Source organism: Sphaerochaeta pleomorpha str. Grapes (assembly GCF_000236685.1).
Classification (GTDB): Bacteria; Spirochaetota; Spirochaetia; order Sphaerochaetales; family Sphaerochaetaceae; genus Sphaerochaeta; species Sphaerochaeta pleomorpha.
The window spans coordinates 1,034,538-1,052,765 of record NC_016633.1 but is presented as its reverse complement, the minus strand read 5'-3'; the positions used below and the strand labels follow the sequence as shown (position 1 = coordinate 1,052,765).

At 46.3% G+C, this 18,228-nt stretch carries 19 protein-coding genes; 15 read left to right on the top strand and 4 right to left on the bottom strand.

The features are described from left to right. Nucleotides 1–117: 117 nt before the first annotated feature. Nucleotides 118–672, bottom strand: coding sequence for a hypothetical protein (locus tag SPIGRAPES_RS04765; protein WP_014269638.1), 555 nt, complete (start codon nt 670–672; stop codon nt 118–120). 252 nt (nt 673–924) lie between these two features. On the opposite strand from SPIGRAPES_RS04765, the gene SPIGRAPES_RS04760 reads away from it, so the two are divergent. The 7 genes from SPIGRAPES_RS04760 to SPIGRAPES_RS04730 all read left to right on the top strand — a co-directional run bounded on the left by SPIGRAPES_RS04760 (nt 925) and on the right by SPIGRAPES_RS04730 (nt 7,286). Then, the gene (locus SPIGRAPES_RS04760; RefSeq protein WP_014269637.1) at nt 925–1,545 is read left to right on the top strand and encodes a YesL family protein; all 621 of its coding nucleotides are present in this window, start codon (nt 925–927) and stop codon (nt 1,543–1,545) included. A 176-nt stretch (nt 1,546–1,721) separates the two neighbouring features. Then, entirely contained in the window at nt 1,722–3,038 is a 1,317-nt protein-coding gene (locus tag SPIGRAPES_RS04755; protein WP_014269636.1) for an extracellular solute-binding protein, read from the top strand. A 93-nt stretch (nt 3,039–3,131) separates the two neighbouring features. Then, nucleotides 3,132–4,034, top strand: coding sequence for a carbohydrate ABC transporter permease (locus SPIGRAPES_RS04750; protein ID WP_014269635.1), 903 nt, complete (start codon nt 3,132–3,134; stop codon nt 4,032–4,034). Further along, nucleotides 4,024–4,920: a carbohydrate ABC transporter permease gene (locus tag SPIGRAPES_RS04745; RefSeq protein ID WP_014269634.1), complete on the top strand. Its 897-nt coding sequence runs from the start codon at nt 4,024–4,026 to the stop codon at nt 4,918–4,920. Before SPIGRAPES_RS04750 ends, SPIGRAPES_RS04745 begins: the two co-directional genes overlap by 11 nt. Nucleotides 4,921–4,938: 18 nt before the next feature. After that, entirely contained in the window at nt 4,939–5,664 is a 726-nt protein-coding gene (locus tag SPIGRAPES_RS04740) for a glycerophosphodiester phosphodiesterase (protein WP_014269633.1), read from the top strand. Continuing rightward, complete coding sequence (locus SPIGRAPES_RS04735) at nt 5,661–6,584, top strand: ComEC/Rec2 family competence protein (RefSeq protein WP_014269632.1); 924 nt, start codon at nt 5,661–5,663, stop codon at nt 6,582–6,584. Before SPIGRAPES_RS04740 ends, SPIGRAPES_RS04735 begins: the two co-directional genes overlap by 4 nt. Nucleotides 6,585–6,740: 156 nt before the next feature. Beyond that, nucleotides 6,741–7,286 (top strand): glutathione peroxidase, encoded by a 546-nt coding sequence (locus SPIGRAPES_RS04730; RefSeq protein WP_014269631.1) that lies wholly within the window; start codon nt 6,741–6,743, stop codon nt 7,284–7,286. A gap of 63 nt (nt 7,287–7,349) precedes the next feature. Here the strand turns inward: SPIGRAPES_RS04730 and SPIGRAPES_RS04725 are convergent, their stop codons facing one another. Together SPIGRAPES_RS04725 and SPIGRAPES_RS04720 are read right to left on the bottom strand one after the other, a co-directional pair. After that, on the bottom strand, nt 7,350–7,781 hold the full coding sequence (locus SPIGRAPES_RS04725) for a GtrA family protein (RefSeq protein ID WP_014269630.1): 432 nt from the start codon (nt 7,779–7,781) through the stop codon (nt 7,350–7,352). A 44-nt stretch (nt 7,782–7,825) separates the two neighbouring features. Next, a complete protein-coding gene (locus tag SPIGRAPES_RS04720) occupies nt 7,826–8,740 on the bottom strand; it encodes an N-acetylglucosamine kinase (protein WP_014269629.1) in 915 nt (304 codons plus the stop codon). A gap of 90 nt (nt 8,741–8,830) precedes the next feature. Here SPIGRAPES_RS04720 and SPIGRAPES_RS04715 point away from each other — a divergent pair, with 90 nt between their 5' ends. Further along, entirely contained in the window at nt 8,831–9,703 is an 873-nt protein-coding gene (locus SPIGRAPES_RS04715) for a MurR/RpiR family transcriptional regulator (RefSeq protein ID WP_172635064.1), read from the top strand. Between the two features lie 18 nt (nt 9,704–9,721). Here SPIGRAPES_RS04715 and SPIGRAPES_RS16955 read toward each other — a convergent pair whose 3' ends face one another. Next, nucleotides 9,722–9,877 carry a hypothetical protein gene (locus SPIGRAPES_RS16955; RefSeq protein ID WP_155816652.1) on the bottom strand — a complete coding sequence of 52 codons (156 nt, stop codon included), beginning with the start codon at nt 9,875–9,877 and terminating at the stop codon, nt 9,722–9,724. 332 nt (nt 9,878–10,209) lie between these two features. Here SPIGRAPES_RS16955 and SPIGRAPES_RS04710 point away from each other — a divergent pair, with 332 nt between their 5' ends. The 7 genes from SPIGRAPES_RS04710 (at nt 10,210) to SPIGRAPES_RS04680 (ending at nt 18,215) form a co-directional block, all read left to right on the top strand. Then, the gene (locus SPIGRAPES_RS04710) at nt 10,210–11,355 is read left to right on the top strand and encodes a DUF1343 domain-containing protein (protein ID WP_014269627.1); all 1,146 of its coding nucleotides are present in this window, start codon (nt 10,210–10,212) and stop codon (nt 11,353–11,355) included. A 32-nt stretch (nt 11,356–11,387) separates the two neighbouring features. After that, nucleotides 11,388–12,917: a glycoside hydrolase family 3 protein gene (locus tag SPIGRAPES_RS04705; RefSeq protein WP_014269626.1), complete on the top strand. Its 1,530-nt coding sequence runs from the start codon at nt 11,388–11,390 to the stop codon at nt 12,915–12,917. A gap of 9 nt (nt 12,918–12,926) precedes the next feature. Further along, nucleotides 12,927–13,406 (top strand): GNAT family N-acetyltransferase, encoded by a 480-nt coding sequence (locus SPIGRAPES_RS04700; RefSeq protein WP_014269625.1) that lies wholly within the window; start codon nt 12,927–12,929, stop codon nt 13,404–13,406. Next, on the top strand, nt 13,403–14,590 hold the full coding sequence (locus tag SPIGRAPES_RS04695; protein WP_014269624.1) for an anhydro-N-acetylmuramic acid kinase: 1,188 nt from the start codon (nt 13,403–13,405) through the stop codon (nt 14,588–14,590). Before SPIGRAPES_RS04700 ends, SPIGRAPES_RS04695 begins: the two co-directional genes overlap by 4 nt. A gap of 193 nt (nt 14,591–14,783) precedes the next feature. Further along, complete coding sequence (locus tag SPIGRAPES_RS04690) at nt 14,784–16,331, top strand: extracellular solute-binding protein (RefSeq protein ID WP_014269623.1); 1,548 nt, start codon at nt 14,784–14,786, stop codon at nt 16,329–16,331. Between the two features lie 77 nt (nt 16,332–16,408). After that, a complete protein-coding gene (locus SPIGRAPES_RS04685) occupies nt 16,409–17,344 on the top strand; it encodes an ABC transporter permease (protein ID WP_014269622.1) in 936 nt (311 codons plus the stop codon). Nucleotide 17,345: 1 nt separating this feature from the next. Continuing rightward, nucleotides 17,346–18,215 carry a carbohydrate ABC transporter permease gene (locus SPIGRAPES_RS04680; RefSeq protein WP_014269621.1) on the top strand — a complete coding sequence of 290 codons (870 nt, stop codon included), beginning with the start codon at nt 17,346–17,348 and terminating at the stop codon, nt 18,213–18,215. Nucleotides 18,216–18,228 lie beyond the last annotated feature (13 nt).

Sequence of the window (18,228 nt, the reverse complement as noted above, 5' to 3'; positions counted from 1 at the left end):
TGTGCTGGTTGTCAATATTTCGTGACTGTATGAAAATAATTTTGTGAAAAAAATGGTAAAAAATATATATCCAGTATCACTGGATATATATTGGGGTACTATACTGCAAAGCCTTTCTTAGAACCCGTAAAGAACTCCAAAGGTTGTAGTAAACAATCCAGCCAGGGGAAGCCAGGGGCTGAATACAACTGCGGAATCAGATTCACCGAACTCCGAAACAGCTACTCCATAGAGCATCACAGGTGCATTGAGATTGACGAACAGTCCTGTTCTTTTGTTAGGTATCCAGTACTCGCCTTTCAGACAAGGACCTGCGACTCCTCCAAAGGTTGGGCCGAAGTTTGTGAGTGCGATAGTACAGATTCCGACTTTCAGGGAAAAAGAATCGCTCAAGTCAAATGCAGTGGTTATATCGGCGGTTACTGTAGCAGCATTGGCAAAGAGATCTTCGTCTGAAGCCTCTGCAAGTGAAGCGATATAGGTATACCCAATCGGATAATTGAGACCGGCACTAAATCCTAGACTCCCCAATTGTAAGTCGAGCACGACCCCTGTTGCCACAAAGCCCGCTTGAATACCAACTGCAACGGTGCTTTCTCTTGCTGAGAGATTTCCAATTCCCAGAACAGATACTAAAACCAACGATAGTAAGAGTATTTTGGTCTTTTTCATGTCCAATCCTTCCTTTTTCCATACAGCTATAAACTGTCTTTCCTGTATGTAACTATATCGATAAACAAAGTATACAGCAAAGAGTGACATTCTCGAAGGTGGGTAGGACGATTACCATGTTCAATTCTTGATAAAAAAGGGGAGGTGGATGGAAAAATAGCATGCAGGGAACCTCAGAATACCTTGTTCTTTTTGTTTGTGAGTTCCTTCTTGGAAAACCCTGTGGTAAAATGCAAGTGAAGGAAGGTCTCTATGCAGTCAAATGGTATGTTCGATCAGGAAAATCCCTTTTGGAGATTCATGACAAAGTTTTTCAATGTCGCATACGCAGGGTTTCTCTGGTTTGCAACCAGTATCCCTTTGGTAACGATGGGTGCCTCTACGGTAGCCCTCTATCAATATACCCTGCAACTGGTGAAGGGCGAGGAGGGATATGTAGGAAAAACTTTCTTTGCCGCATTCAGAAAGAACTTCAAGAAAGCTACGATTCTCTGGGCTTGCATGGTGGCCCTTTCCGCTTTTCTTCTCTTCGATATCTGGATTACCAGAAAAATGGGCAGTTTGCTCGGAAATGTCATCTTCTTTGCTCTCCTTTCTCTCTCCTTTATCGCATTAGTCATGATGGTCCATATATTCCCTCTTCTTGTACAATATAATCTGACTGTCATGGAAACCATAAAGCGCTCGTTTATCCTCGGTCTGGGAAACCTGCACTATTCGGTGACCCTTTTGGTTATTTTTGCTTTGCAGGCAGTTCTTTTATATTACGTTCCGATTACTATTTTTGTGAGTACTGGCTTCAGTGCTATGCTCTCGTCGTTTTTCCTTTCGTTTCTCTATGAGAAATACGTACATCTGTTGAAAAATGAATAGATACGGTACTTTTATGGTCGTATTTGTATTGTTTGTATTCAATTTTTGTTAAATATTCTCAATATATACAAAATAAATCATTGTTTTGAGTCCAATCGGTATAATTTTCTTTGACAGCAGGATACATCCGCCTTAGACTACTGCAAACGGAAAGAATACTATTGGAGGTTTTTTTCATGAAAAAAGGATTAGTTCTCGTTCTCGTACTTTGTGTAATCAGCGGATTCGTCTTTGCCGGTGGGGCAACCGAAACCAAAGCTGAGAGTACAAAGGCTTCTGTATCGTACGAAGTAACCGCACCGATTACGATTGAATGGTGGCATGCCCTTGAGCAGCAGTATTGGCCGTTGGTCGATGAAATTGTCAATGGCTTCAATACCTCACAGGATAAGGTTACCGTAGAGGCCAAATATATCGGGAACTACGCAACAGTCAATGAAACGCTCGTAGCTGCACAGGCTGCAGGAACAGGTCTTCCCGGCTTGGTTGTCGCCAATACTCCCTATGTAGCGGAATATGGCAAAAGTGGTCTTTGTGAAGACCTGAACCCGTATATCAAGGCAACCGGCTATGATATCGATGACTTTGGTGAAGGCATGATTACCGCTTCCAGCTTTGAAGGCCAACAGGTTTCTCTTCCCTTCCTGATTTCCACCCAGGTGATGTATTACAACAAGGACATGGCCGATGCCGAAGGAATTGTAATTCCCTCGAAGATTTCCGATATGGATGCTTTCATGAAGTCAGCTTCCAAAATCGCTGCTGATGGAAGTACAGAACGTTGGGCAACCGTATTCCCTGGTTGGGACCAATGGTATTTTGAACCTTTGTTCCTGAATTCCGGAGTCAAAATCGTAAACGCTGACAGAGTGTCCACCGATTTGGATGGAAAAGTATCACAAGATCTGACCAAGACCATTCAGAAATGGGTGAATTCAGGGTATACGTATTGGGCTTCCGGTACGAGTGCTTCCTCGAATATGAGGCAGAACTTCATTGATGGGAAGACTTTCTCGGTAATCCATACCAGCTCCCTGTATAACACCTATGTAAAACTTTGCAAGGATTTCGAAGTAGGGATGGCATGGCTTCCCGGTGCCGCAACCAAGAAATCAGAGATTGGCGGATGTGTCCTCTTGATCCCTGCGAAGAACGACCAGGAAACCAAAAATGCATCCTGGCAGTTCCTCCAGTATATGATCGGTAAAGATGTCAACATGAAATGGGCTGACGGTACTGGATATATTCCTACCAGAAACTCCGTACTCAATACCCAGGAAGGTTTGGATTTCCTCAGCAGAAAACCGGCTTTCAAATGTGTATTTGATAATCTTGACGAGATCAATCCCCGTATCCAGCATCCAGGTTGGAACCAACTCGCTACGATTTGGAAATCCTATCTCGATCAGCTCATGATTGAGGGTGGGGATGTCAGTGCACAGCTTCCTCTCATGGCCGAAGAGATAAACGAAGTATTGTCTGATTCTCTCTAGGTCCTGTTTCTTAACTTGTTCAATATCGTACGGCACAGGCTTATTCTGTGCCGTACGAGCTTCTTCCATTGCTTTTCCAAAGGAATCCCTAGCATGAAACCACTGTTAAATCACCGCGCAAGTGCCCAGGTCAAAGACTTTTCGACTGTTTTTTTGGCCCTGATGTTCCTGAGTATATTTGTTTATTATCCGGTTGTTCAGGTTGTCAGGATAAGTTTTACCGATTGGAACCTTATTAACGACAACTTCAAGAACGTCGGGTTCAAGAACTGGAAATGGCTGTTCCAGGGGTCTGGTACCAAATATTTGCTAAACTCGCTAAAGGTTACCTTTCTCTACACCCTTGGGGAACTGTTTGTTACCCTTTTTGGTGGCATGTTACTGGCTTTGGTTTTCAACCGTCTTTCTAAATCATTCTCGATTATGCGCGCTGTAGTCTTTCTTCCAAAATATGTAGCCATGTCCTCGGCAGCCGTTGTATTTATTTGGATCCTCAATCAGGATAATGGTATTTTAAATTATTTCCTTGCCAAAATAGGTGGCACTAAGGTCAATTGGCTCGGGGATAAAAACAACGCCCTGTTTTCCATTTTGATGTTGACCGGTTGGAGGACAATAGGGTATGGAATGATGATTTACCTTGCAGCCATGCAGGGAATCAGCAAAACCTATTATGAGGCTGCCTCCATCGATGGGGCTACTTCCTGGACAAAGTTCTCCAAAATTACAATCCCCCTGCTTTCCCCTACAACCCTTTTTCTCTTTGTAACTACGTTTATCTCAGCAATGAAGGTCTTCCAGTCAGTTGATGTTCTTACAGCCGGTGGACCTTATCGTTCGACAGAGGTAATTGTCTATATGATTTATAAATATGCCATGGTTGATTTCAGGATGGATAGGGCTTCTACCGTAGCTGTCTTTTTCTTTGTCATTCTCCTGGCCCTCACTGCTGCAACAATGAAAGTCTCAAATAGGAGCGTGAACTATGATGTATGATTCAACAACAGCGGTCGAAAATGAAAAAGCGCTGTTACTGAACCAGCGCGCGGTTTCCAGAAGGAAAACCATGAAAGTCCTCCAGTTCATACTTGCCGTTGGCATCACCTTGGTGATGTTGTTCCCCATCTATTGGATGGTTATCTCATCGGTAAAGTCACAGGAAGAAATATTGTTGACCGTACCAACTTTTTGGCCGAGGGAGTGGCATTTTGAGAACTATCGCAATGTGTTCCAAAAGGCCAATTTCAGTAAGTACTATCTGAATACCATTGTCATGACCTTTGGAATTGTCATGAGCCAGGTAGTGACCGGAGTCCTTGCTGGCTATGGATTCGCAAAAGGAAAGTTCAAGGGCAGAAACCTTCTGTTCGTCTTGGTTCTGGGAGCCTTGATGATTCCCCTTCAGGTTACGTTCATTCCTTTGTATGTAATGTTCGCCCATTGGAAACTCACCGATACCTTCCTTGGCTTGATCCTCCCCGAGGCTGTCTCACCTTATTATATCTTCATGATGAGGCAGGCTTTCCTATCCGTCGATGACAGTTATATCGAGGCGGCAAAGATGGATGGAATGGGTCGGCTTGGAATCATTTCCCGCGTTCTTGTGCCGATGTGTAAGTCAACGCTCATCACCATTACCCTCGTAACCTTTACCAGCGGGTGGAATAGCTACTTCTGGCCTAAAATCATTGCAAAGAATGAAGTGAGAAGAGTGCTGACCGTTGGTTTGGTACAACTTCGGAATACCTTTGCAGGCCAGGATACGATGAACAACCATGAGATTATGGCTGGGGCTGTGATGGCTGTCCTCCCTGTTATTGTCCTATTCTTTATTTTCCAGAAATATATGCTTACCGGTTATGAAAAAACCGCAATGAAATAAGCAAGGGAAGGGTGAGACGTGAAAACTGTTGGACATAGGGGGTTCTCTGGCCGATACCCGGAGAACACCATGCTGTCGTTCAAGAAAGCCTACGAAGTAGGATGTGACGGCATTGAACTTGATGTACATCTATCCAAGGACGGCCAGTTGGTGGTAATCCATGATGAGATGCTTGACCGGACTACCAATGCGAAAGGATTTGTCAGAGACTACACGTTGTCTGAACTGAGACAGATCCATGCAGGTTCTGTCTTTGGTGATACCTATGGGTTTACTGGTATTCCCAGTTTCGAGGAGTATTGCCAATGGGTGAGCCCCTTGCCCATATTCACGAATGTAGAGATAAAGACAAACCTTTATTATTATACGCGTATAGAAGAAAAACTGATTGCAATGGTTCGCAATTTCCATTTGGAGGAAAAGGTGATTTTTTCTTCTTTCAACCACCCCACGGTACTGCGTGCAAAACAAATCGCACCTGAAATTGCCTGTGGTCTTCTGGTCGGAAAGGCTGGGATGGGAAACATCGGATATTATGCACAGACCTTCGGTATGGAATATTATCATCCGGATTTCAATTCTCTGACAGAAGAAACTGTCCAAGACTGCAAGGAACATGGAATTGGCTTGAACGTATGGACGGTTGACGATATGAAAAGCCTTGAGCAGGTTACGCTGTGGGGTGTCAATGGGGTCATTACTGATTTCCCTGACATCGTTGCAGCCTGGGTAAAACAAAAATGAAAAAAACACTGAAGATCCAATTTTTTCTCCTTATTATGCTACTGCTTCCCCTGTTGGCTTTTGGAGCTGGGAATCAAAATGTCTTTACGCGGGATGCCGGAAAGTTCAACCTGTATTTTTTAGACTTGGAGGTAAGCGCTGAGGCAACGGACAAGAGCGGGGACTCTACTGTACTCATCTCGCCTGATGGTAAGGTGATGCTCCTCGATTGCGGGCATCCTGAGAGTGGAAGGCAGGTAGTCGATGCCTTGCACGCGTTGGGCATAGAGAAAATTGATTATTTTGTTGCTTCCCATCCGCATATAGACCACATCGGTGGTTTTCCCGAAATAGCGGAGAATTTTCCTATCGGAAAGGTGTATCGTACTGCGCTTGAATATCCTACTGATATCTACAGACGATTTGTCTCTGCAATCAGTGAAAAAAATATTCCTGTTGAAATGCTCAGTGAGGGTGATGCCTTTTCATTCGGAGACCAGATTTCCGTCGAGGTTTTCAACCCCTCTCTTGAAATTACCTATCCGTCGAACTATCCGGACAATAGTACCCAGTTTGTAAACAATACTTCACTGGCCTTGAAATTCTCCTACGGGGAATCGACGGCATGGTTTTCCGGTGACTTGTATGTTCCGCAGGAGAGGGTTTTGGTGATGAAGTACGGTGAGGCCCTGCAGTCTGATGTTGCCAAGGCAAATCATCATGGTGGCGATACCTCCAATTCCTTGAAGTGGATAAAGAATCTGAAAGCTACCGTCGTGGTTGCCATGCACGATGACGTATCGAGTATGACAGTGTATAATAATTATAAGAAATACGGCGCAGCGTATCACCTGACTCGCAATGACGGAAATGTGAAAGTATCGATGGATGAAAAGAAGAATTACACGGTTGTTGACGAGAAAGAAAGCTGGATGAACTAGGTTTTTTGCCTGAGGGTTCACATTTTCCGTTTGGAATGATTTAGGTTTATCTATAGCTTTCTTATTTCCTTCCCTTGACATCTGAGGGAAGGAGGTATATTGTCATAATATAGATTGTGATTGATTTAATAGTGGACAATATATAAGGAGTTTAATATGAGTGTATATGATTTTACAGTAAAGGACAGGGCAGGTAAGGAAGTTTCCCTTTCGTCGTATAAAGGCAAGGTATTGCTTATCGTGAACACTGCAACCCGTTGCGGATTTACCCCCCAATACGAAGAATTGGAAAAAATATATGAGAAATTGAGCTCCAAAGGCTTGGAAATTCTCGATTTTCCTTGCAATCAATTCAAAGAACAGGCTCCTGGAACCAATGAGGAAATCCATGAGTTCTGTCAGTTGAACTATGGGACCAAGTTTCCCCAGTTCGGCAAACTTGAAGTCAACGGTGAGAATGCCAATCCCCTTTACAAATATCTGAAAAGCAAGAAGGGTTTCGCAGGTTTTGACCTGAAACACAAAATCGGGCCAGTCCTTGTTGATATATTGAGCAAATCAGACCCGAATTATGAGAAAGACCCTTCGATCAAATGGAATTTTACAAAGTTCCTCATTGATAGGGAAGGCAATGTCGTTACCCGGTTTGAACCTACCCATGACCTCGGGGACGTGACCAAAAAGATTGAAGCGTTGCTCTAAAAATACCTTAGCATAAAAAAAGTGTCCTTCGGGACACTTTTTGCTTGTCAGTGCTTCTGTGTACTATCTGGTATGTGCTACGGCCTCTACGCGGGTATTCATGGAATTCCTATAGATAACCAATCTGTTTACCAAAAACTCAGTGATGAAGTTGATCACCATGGTTCCTCCGAGTACGAGGTAGTCGTTCCAGCCTATTGAGACCAAAGCATCGCCCCACCAGGTCGAGAGCGGGGTGAAGATAAGGTAGTAGATTGCAAGTTGCATCATTGCCTTGGGAATGTTGTTGGTACTCTTGAAGGTGAAACGTCGGTTGACTGTAAAATTGAATACCACACTCGCAATCAGGGCGGTAAGGTAACTGGGCCAATAGGGAAGCTTGAAAAGTTGTTCAAACAGGGTGAAGGTAAGAACCTGGACAAGTCCTGCACTGATAGAAAAGGCGGTAAATTTTAGAAACTGGAGAACATTCTCCCTGCCACTCATTTTTGCCATAATGATTCCACAATATTTCCTCCATGATTTGCATGCAACAAAGATTATTGTACCAGTGAAAATGCAAGTATTCCTGCCCCGTCGAGGGCAGTTCCCCTGCTTGGGCATACGATCAAGGTCGGGGTAAGTTTTTCCAGGAATAATTTTCTGATAAGCTTGTCATGTTCCAAGACCCCGCCACCCAAGGTGATGCGATGCAAAAATTGCCCTCCGAGTCTTGACTCCACGGAATTGACCAGCGATGCCAATTCCGTGGCTGCCTCTTCGAGAATTGCCAAGGCCAATTGGTCTCCTTGTTCTGCAGCAACCGATACAAACGGTGCAAACTCAGCCACAGCAGATTTGGTAAGGCTTTTGTCATTAAAGAAGGGTATGCAGTCATAGAGGGATTCAAGGTGGAAGAAAGCGTGAATCGTTGTTTCCATAGTAGTGGGAAGGTCTCGGTTTTCTTTGCTCCTGAGGGTTCTTCTGACCGCTTCTTTTGCAATCCACCAGGCCGAGCCCTCATCTCCGAGAGCTGTGCCCATGCCCCCTGCACGTACGACAACCCCGTCCTCATTTCTTCCTATGCAGATCGAACCGGTCCCTGCGATCAACCCAATGCCGGTTGGTTCGTTCAGAGAGCCAGCGAGCATAATTTCTGCATCAGTGCAGAGCAACAGGGCAATCGGTTCTGGAAATTGACTTTCAAAGAAGCTGAGCCATCGGCTTCTTTCGGTATCCCGGGCAAGGCCGGCACTACCAAAGCAGAGGGCTCGTATTTTACTGACCTCTACCAAAGGGTTTTTTGCAGCTTTTTCGAGCAAAGAGCGTACATTTGATTTGGCTTGCTCGAATCCTACTGCATAGACATTTGAACTTTCGCCCTCATCTTTATAAATCAGCCGTTTGTTTTCGTCCCATATTGCCAGCCGGCAACGGGTCCCTCCGCCATCAAGACCGTAAAATAAACCTTTCATGCAATTAATATTGATTGACCTAATGGGAATGTGCAACAATTTTTTTCAATTATTTTTGAAAAAATTATACAATATGCTATGCTGTGCAGTATGGAAGGATGTACTACATTATTAAAACAAGCTCTGTCGTATCTGTCCCCCTCGGAGAGGAAGGTAGCAAAATATCTTTTGGAAAATCCACAGGATGCAGTCCAACATAGCATTACCATACTGGCTCAGGAGAGTGGAAGCAGTACCGCAGCAGTGGTAAGGCTCTGCAAACGACTGAAGTTCGACGGCTATAGTGATTTGAAACTTGCCCTTGCTAAGGAAGTGTATGGAAATAGTCCCCCTTCTGAGGGGCCCTTTATGTTCGACCTCTCCAAAACGGATGGGGCCGGATCGATAACCTCCATGATGGTCGACACTGTCTGTGAAAGCATAACTTCGCTGAAAAGTGTGTTGTCAACCCGGCAGGTTGAACTGGCCGTGGAAGCCTTGGCAAATGCGGAAAAGATATTGCTTGCAGGAATCGGGGCATCGGCGCTTGCTGCAATGGATATGTACCAGAAACTGGGAAGGCTTGGCATCTATTCAAGTTTCCCCAATGAACCTGACTTGCAGATCGTAAATGCCTGTGCATTGAACAATAAAAGTGTATGCATTGTGTTTTCCTACTCGGGGGAAACCAAAACCATGCGCCAGGTTGCCCAGCAAGCCAAGAAAGCTGGGGCTATCATCATTGCCGTAACCAGGGTAGGGGGGAATTCTCTCTCCAAGCTTGCCGATATTGTATTGACCGTACCTGATAGTGAGGCTCTTTATCGACAAGGGGCTACGTTGTCCAGGCTTAACCAGCTGGTAGTAGTCGATATCCTGTACAGCAGCCTAATCGTGAACAAGGGCGATGCAGGGCAGTTTATTACTGCCACATGGAAGGCTGTCACCCATGCCAACAGCCCTGGGGAAAAACAAAAGAAATAGTGTTGGTCCGTTTTTTCCTCAGGAAGGGTTTTGTGCCTTTGTAAGATTGCCAATGCTTGTACTCTGCCTGTAATGATAAGCTGGACTGTTAAGATCTACCCCATAGGTCGGGGAGCACCGTGAGGCACCGAGGACATTGAGCCTTCCACTGGTCCCTGCATCGATGTAAAACAATCATCGCCTCCTGTTTGAAGGAGGAAGCAATAGCTTCTGCAATAGTCTCAATCTGGTTGGGGAAGCTTTCAACGGCAAAAGCGATTTTCTTGTCCTCTGTGTTGATAATCCTAAGGATTTTTCTGTTCTGATTCCACTAGTTGTTATATTGCAAAAGCAGTATGAGAAAATAACTATGGATACAACAAAAATTTTCATCAAAATCATTTTAATAATTGAAAAAATTTTACATTATGCTATGCTAGGAAAGAGAAAGTCGATGGCATCGGTTGTACAGGTGTATTGCAGTCCAGGGGAACCTGTTCTACCATACACAAGAGGGAGTAAAGACGGTGATTCAATTTGGATTGGACCGGATAGGAGACTATTCCTCGCTTTTAAACCATAAGCGACTTGCCTTGGTGACGAACAACAGTGCCATGAATACCTCGTTTGTCTCGTCCTTTTCTGTAGTCAGGACACAATATGATTTGGTTGCCCTCTTTGGGGCGGAACACGGTATCCGCGGTGAAATAGGAGCTGGTTCCTGCATCGATGAAGATGCAGAATTTGTGGATGGCATTCCTCTTTTCAGCCTGTACCGCAAAGATGGCCAGCATCTCACCGAACATATGGTTTCCGGCATCGATGCCATACTCTTTGACATTCAGGATCTTGGCCTGCGTTTCTATACCTACATCGCTACCTTAAAAAATCTTATCGAGGACTGTGCCCACTTTGGCAAGGACCTCATCGTTCTCGATAGGCCCAATCCGCTGGGGGGTGTGGTCGTCGAGGGAAATAGGCTCGCCCCGGAATTTTTTAGTTTTGTAGGACCGTACAGCCTGCCTGTCAGGTATGGTTTAACCATTGGCGAGCTGGCACTTCTCCTTAACGCTGAACTGCAATATGGATGCAAGCTGACCATTATCCCGATGAACGGATGGAAAAGGAGCGACTTGTTCGACAGCCTTGGATTGCCTTGGATTATGACGAGCCCTGCTATCGGGCATTTCGAGAGTGCTTTGTTGTATGCCGGCATGTGCTTGTTTGAGGGTACGAACCTAAGTGAGGGCAGAGGGACTAGTTGTCCTTTCGAACTAATCGGGTCCCCGTTTCTCCATGCCGAGCCCCTCTGTAGGGCAGCTAATGAGCTCCACCTCAAAGGAATCGTATTCACCCCCGCTTACTTCACCCCTACTGCGAGTAAATACCAGGGTGAAACCTGCAAGGGGCTGTATGCCCATGTCCTGGACAAGGAAGCTTTTCGCCCGGTTGAAAGTGCTTTGCGCCTGATTCAACTCATTGCCCGTCTCTATAGCGAGGATTTTGCATTCCTGCCCCCTTTGGCCCCTACGCAGAGAAGTCCTTTTGAAAACCTGATGGGCCTTACCTCGCAGGATGTGGTAACCACAAATATTGAAATACTACTGAACCAATGCTCTGAGCAGAGCAGTGTCTTTGCCAAAGAGAAAGAAATCTATCATCTCTATCGATGACCGGTCAGTGGCACTATGTTAGGAGAAGTGTGATGGATGATGCACAAAAAATAGGACAGCATTTTGTCTGCGGTTTCCCTGGTACTTCCTTGGATGAATCCTTCAAGGAAGCGGTACATACCTATAAGATAGCGAATATCATTCTCTTTGCCAGGAATATCGAGAGCAAAGGGCAGGTAAGGCAACTTTGTCAGGATATTCAAGAGCTTGTGCAGAAAGAATGTGGCACGCCTGCCTTGATCTGCATAGACCAGGAAGGAGGTATGGTCACCCGCCTGAGCAGTGACTGCACCAATGTCCCTGGGGCAATGGCATTATCGGCCACAGGCGAGGTGAACTCGGTTTTTGAAGCCGGGGCCCTGACCGGGCGGGAACTGAGAGCCTTGGGTATCAACTGCGATCTTGCTCCCTGCCTTGACGTAAACAGCAACAAAAATAATCCGGTTATCGGGGTCAGAAGTTACGGCGATTCCGAAAAGACGGTTTCTTCCTTTGGGTGTGCCATGGTCGAAGCGTTGCAGAGCGAAGGGGTAATGTCCGTAGCCAAGCACTTTCCCGGTCATGGGGATACCCATTTGGATTCCCATCTCGACCTTCCCTGGGTAGCAGGTGACCTGCAGGCCCTTGAGGAACATCTGTATCCTTTCAGGTTGGCAACCTTTGCCGGTGTCCAGGGGATTATGAGCAGCCACATCCTGTTTCCTGCCCTCGAAAAAGAAAAGGTGCCTGCAACGATGAGCCGTTCGATCCTTACGGACCTTCTGAAAAAAGAAATGGGCTTCAAAGGCCTGGTTTTCAGTGATTGCATGGAAATGCAGGCGATTGCAAACTATTACGGCACTGCTTCGGGTTCTTTGGCTTCCCTGCAAGCAGGGGTAGACCTTGTCTGTATAAGCCACCATGTGGAATTGGCAATACAGGCAATAGCGTTAGTCAAGGAGGCCCTTGCCACGGGGAGACTGGACAAAAGTGAATTTACTGCTTCGACTGACAAAATCATCAAGGCCAAGGTGATGCTTTCCCTGGAAAAAAATGTACCCTTTTCTGAGGTGGGTTCAAAAGAACATAAGGCAACTGCCCAGAAGCTACGCGAAAAGTCGTTGACCTTGGTCAGGGGAAACATCCTACCGCTCGGCACCAACCCCTATTTTGTCGGGCCAAGGTGTTTTTTGGCAACCAATGTGTCCAATGAGCGGAATGTGCCGCTTTTTGCCTCCTCTATGGCCGAATTGCTTGGAGGCGATTATTTTGTCTGCTCTGACAACCCTGATTCGACGGAAATAGACAAGATCAAGGCAACGGGAAAAGATGCAACCTCCATCATTATCGGAACGTACAATGCACATCTGCGCCCTGGACAGATTGATCTGGTACATGCTTTTGTCAAAGGGAAGATCCCTGTGACCTGTATTGCTTTGAGAAACCCCTATGACCTTGCCTTGGTAGGGGAGGGGGTGACTGCGATAGCCGCCTATGAATATACCCAGGACTGCTTTGAGGCCCTGTCAAGATTATTGAGAAAAGAGATTGAGGCAACCGGAAGTCTTCCGGTCCAACTATAGGAGACGTTGATGAGCGATATGTTGGTTAAACTCTATGCACTTCCGCCCGTATCCCCAGTTCTTGCTGCAGTGGAGAACCAAGGGATAACCATCCGACGGGCAATGGCTCCTGATAAACCGCGTATAGTGGAATGGGTTAAGACCCATTCCTCGCTTTCCGCCTCAGGGGAAGCCGATGTTTGTTTTTCCCATACTCCCATTTCCCTATTCGTAGCCACCAGGGGCAAAGAAATTGTCGGCTATGCCTGCTATAACGCGACCGCCCCTGATTTTTTTGGTCCTACAAGGGTTTTGGACAGTGAGCAGGGAAAACAGATTGGCAAAGCACTTTTGCTCCGTAGCTTGCATGCCTTGCATGACGAGGGGTATGCCTATGCCATTATCGGAGGGGTCGGGCCGCAACAATTCTATGAGAAGTGTGTAGCAGCTACTTTGATCGAAGATTCAAAGCCGGGAATCTACAAGGATTATCTGGGGGCAAAGGAATGAACACCGTACAGCCATTGGCTTCCAAATCAAGAAAACTTTGTATTGGGTTGATGAGTGGAACCTGTTGTGACGGGATAGACGCCGTCTTGGTTGCCATCGAGGGACGTGGAACGAAGCTGAAAGTAACAGAACTCGCGTTTGTTTCCATTCCGTATGAAAAAAAGTTCAGGGCAAGATTGCTGACACTATCACGTGGTGAAGAAGGTGGGAGCAGGGAACTCTGCCTGATGAATTTTACGTTGGGCCAGTTGTTTGTTTCAGCAGCCAAGGCTGTGTGTAAAGAAGCAAAGGTTTCCACCAGTGAAATTGATCTCATCGGGTCGCACGGCCATACGTTCTATCATATCCCCGAGGCGCAAGATTATTTTGGGAAGCCGGTCTCGGCAACCATGCAGCTAGGGGAAGCCTCGCTTTTGAGTGAAGCCTTCGGTTGTCCTGTAGTGAGTGACTTCCGTGTCCGTGATATGGCAGCCGGGGGGCAGGGGGCACCCTTGGTTCCCTATACGGAGTATCTTCTCTATAGAAGCGAAACGGAGACGGTTGCCCTGCAGAATCTTGGTGGTATCGGGAATCTTACCGTTATTCCAAAACATGCGCTTCCCGAACAAATCCTTGCCTTTGATACGGGTCCCGGCAATATGGTTATTGACGAATTGGTCTATCGGTATTCCTCAGGGGTAGAGAGCTATGATAAAAACGGTGACTTAGGGAGGAAGGGAAAGATTTCGAATTCCTTGGTTCAGTGGATGCTGGAAAACGACGGGTACCTTACCCGGTTCCCTCCCAAGACAACTGGGCGAGAACGGTATGGAATACCCTTTGTAGATTTGGTTGAGCACCAGGGAGTTGCCCTTGGTCTTTCTCCTTTCGACATCATAGCCTCGGCAACCTACTATACGGCATTTTGCATATCCTATTCCCTCTCGCATTTCTGCCCTGTTCCTGTCGACCGGTTGACCGTGGGGGGAGGGGGAATTCACAATTCTTTTTTGATGGATGAACTGAAGCAGCTTTTGCCCCATATGCCCGTCAATACGCAAGAGGACCTTGGATTCAATAGCGATAGCAAGGAGGCTGTAGCCTTTGCGGTTCTAGCCAATGAGGCTATTGCAGGAAGGCCAAATACCCTGATTGGGGCTACAGGCGCCTCTCATGCTGTGGTTATGGGTAAAATACTTCTCTAAATGAAAATAATTTTCATGGTGCAAATTGTGAAAAGTAAAAATGTTTGTTGATAGCTTTTGCTTTCGGTGATTATAATGGTGATGGAAGCACTTTACCTAGGTGACTGTATCGAGTTGTATTTTTAGAAATTCCTTGTTTGTATGCACGCTGAAACCGGTTTTCCGGTTTTTCGAATACTGAAGGAGGGGATCTATGAAGAAAACCCTGTTGGTTTCTCTTGTGATTTGTCTGACAACGTCGCTTTTCCTGTTTGCCGGGGGTGTTCAGGAAGCAAAGGGTGGTAGTACCGCCCCGATTAAATTCTCCGTGTTTTACAGCGACAACGCAACCTTGCCGTTCAAGCAGGATTGGTTGACTGTAACCGAGGTCCAGAAACGGGTGAATGCAGATGTCAGTTTTGAGGTCATTCCCATTGCCGATTACCAGACCAAGGTTTCCTTGGCACTGAATACCGGCACGAATGCCCCGGATGTCATCCTGTATCAATCGACCAAGGGAGAGAACGCTGCCCTTGCACTTAATGGTGCGTTGGTTCCGATCAGTGACTATTCAGCGTGGACACCCAACTTCAACGAACGGGTGAAAGAGTTCAAGCTTGAAGACGATGTCAATGCTTTGAAGCTGAAAGATGGCAAGCGTTATTTCATGCCTGCATTGTTTGATGTTCCTTTCTATGATGGCGGTTTGATCCTCAGGCAGGACCTGTTGGAAAAATATGGCCTTGCAGTGCCCAAGACTTTTGATGACCTCTATACTGTATTGAAGGTTTTCAAGCAGAATGACCCTTCTTCCTATCCCCTTACCATCCTTGCGGGACCTCGCGTACTCTATCGTATGACTATGCCTTCCTGGGGCATATCCCTTGGAAAGAATGGTGCAAGCGGAAGCAATACGCTGAGTTGGGACTATACGAAGAAACAGTATTTTGCGGGGGCAATCAGCGATAAGTACAAGAGCTATGTGACCTTCTTCCATAAGCTTTATGCTGAAGGCCTGCTCGATCCTGAGATGGCTGAACCGATTGACGGGGACAAATGGTCCCAGAAACTGGCAACCGGCAAGGCAATGGCTTCCTATGCCTACTATGACCAGATCGGAGGGGTTACCGCCACAAGCACTATCCCTGGGTTCAAGCTCCAGATGTATCCAGCCCTCGCCGGTCCCGATGGTGCACACCACCAGCCGAAGAGCAAGACTGGTTCAGGTATCATGTTCCCGGTCAAGACTTCCAAACGTGCTGATTTCGAGCAGTTGGTCAGAACTGTCGACGAGATGTTCTTCTCTGCAGACAATGCCAAACTCTGGTGCCTTGGCGTGGAAGGAACCACCTATAGCCAGGTAAATGGCAAGGTTGTTTTCTCTGATGAGATTCGCAACTCCTCCGAGGGTATCTACAAGAGCCTCCAGGTCAAATACGGCTGTGGAAGCGATGTAACCCAGATGGTCTGGGTCAATGCCCGTGAGATGACCAAATATGATGAGAACTATGCAAAGATCAACGCTGCAGTCGAAGCAATGGGTGATGTAATCCAGGCTATTCCCCCGACCCCGAAATTCGATGATATGCAGGCCGAGGAGGCAGGCACACTGCAGACTCCGCTCTTCGATGCTTTCGAGCGCTGGAATTCTGCTTTTTTGACCGGTAACAAGGACATTACCAGAGACTGGGATTCCTATGTCAAGGAAATGAAGACTCTTGGTATCGATAAGTTTACTGAGCTCTATAACACTAACCTGTAAGGTTTTACATCACTTTGTCTATACTCTGCCGGATTCTATCCGGCAGAGTTGTATAGTGCCGAACAACGGAGGTTTTGATGAAACAGCAGAAACTTGGTGGCAATACGATGTCCAACCGAAAGTATTTCGCCAGGTATTGGCAACTCTATGCAATGATGGTCATTCCTCTGGTTTATTTTATAGTTTTCAAGTATGTCCCGATGTTTGGCAATGTCCTGGCTTTCAGGCGCTATCGTCCAGGCATGGGGTCATTCGGGACCGAGTGGGTCGGTTTGAAATACTTCGAACGTTTCTGGCAGGATCCTGCTTTCTGGAGGGCCTTCCGTAATACGCTTTTGCTAAGCATTCTGAATCTGGTCGTCAACTTTCCGATTCCCATTTTCTTTGCCATATTGGTCAATGAGGTTCATCACCTCGCCTTCAAGAAACTGGTCCAGACTGTTTCCTATATGCCCCGGTTTATTTCCACGGTTGTTGTAATTGCCATTTTGGGTGAATTGCTTTCGCCTTCGACCGGAATATTCAATCTTCTCAGGGTCAAATTCTTTGGACAGGATGCAATTTACTTTATGAATGACAGCAAGTATTTCCGCTTGATCTATGTCTTGGTAGACACCTGGCAATACACAGGCTGGACAGCAATTATCTACCTGGCCGCCATTACGGGAATCCCTGCCGACCTGTACGAGGCCGCTACGATCGATGGGGCAAACAAGACCCAGCAGATCTGGTTTATAACGATTCCCTCAATTATGCCGACTATCATGGTCATGTTGATACTCAATGTGGGCCGTTTGCTTTCGTTGGGGTTCGAAAAGGTCTTGCTTATGTATACGCCGGATAACAGTATGGTCAGCGATATCATCGATACTTTGGTGTATCGCACCGGGCTTGCAAACCAGAACTACTCGTATGCGACGGCAATTGGGTTGTTCAGCGGGATTATCGGTATCATTCTGGTTGCAGGAAGCAATGCAATGAGCAAGCGCCTTACCGGCGATGGGATATATTGATATGAGAGAGTACAAGACACGTTCGAACAGTGTATTCACTGCTTTGGTAAACCTGGTGATGGTGTTCACCCTTTTTGCTTGCCTGACGCCGTTTATCTACATGATTGCCCTTTCCTTTTCCAGCCCCAAGGCAATTATAAACAATGAGGTTTTTCTGTTACCCAAAGGATTCAACTGGGAGTCCTACCGACAGATTTTTTCTTATCCGAATTTCTTCCATGCCTATGGCAATACTATTTTCTATACGGTATTAGGAACTGCTATTTCATTGACAATGATGATTCTCTTTGCATATCCATTGAGCAAATCGAGGCTCAGGGGCAATGCTTTTTTCATGAAACTGGTCATATTTTCCATGTTTTTTTCCGGGGGCCTTATTCCCAACTACCTGCTGGTTTCCTCGTTGCACCTGATAAATACCCGGTGGGCCATGCTGCTTCCATTTGCTATCAATCAGTTCAATCTGATTCTCATGATTAATTTTTTCCGCTCGATTCCTTTGGACCTCGAGGAGGCTGCCATCATCGATGGCCTGGACTATTTTGGAATCCTGCGCCGGATAATCCTTCCGCTTTCCGGGGCAGCGTTGGCTACCGTAGGACTCTACACGGCAGTGTTTTTCTGGAATGACTGGTTCAATGGTTTGATTTACCTCAAGAGCTCGCAATTCCCTGTTATGCTCTTTTTACGCAATATCGTAAACGGGACAAGCATGGTCGGCGACGCTGCCGGCTCCGGGGACAAGACAACCATCGCCATCTCGATCAAGAGCGCAGTCATCATTACCAGCACGCTTCCAATCATTGTCCTGTATCCCTTCTTGCAGCGGTTCTTTGTAAAAGGGGTAATGATAGGGGCTGTGAAAGGGTAGGGACCTAAGCTGC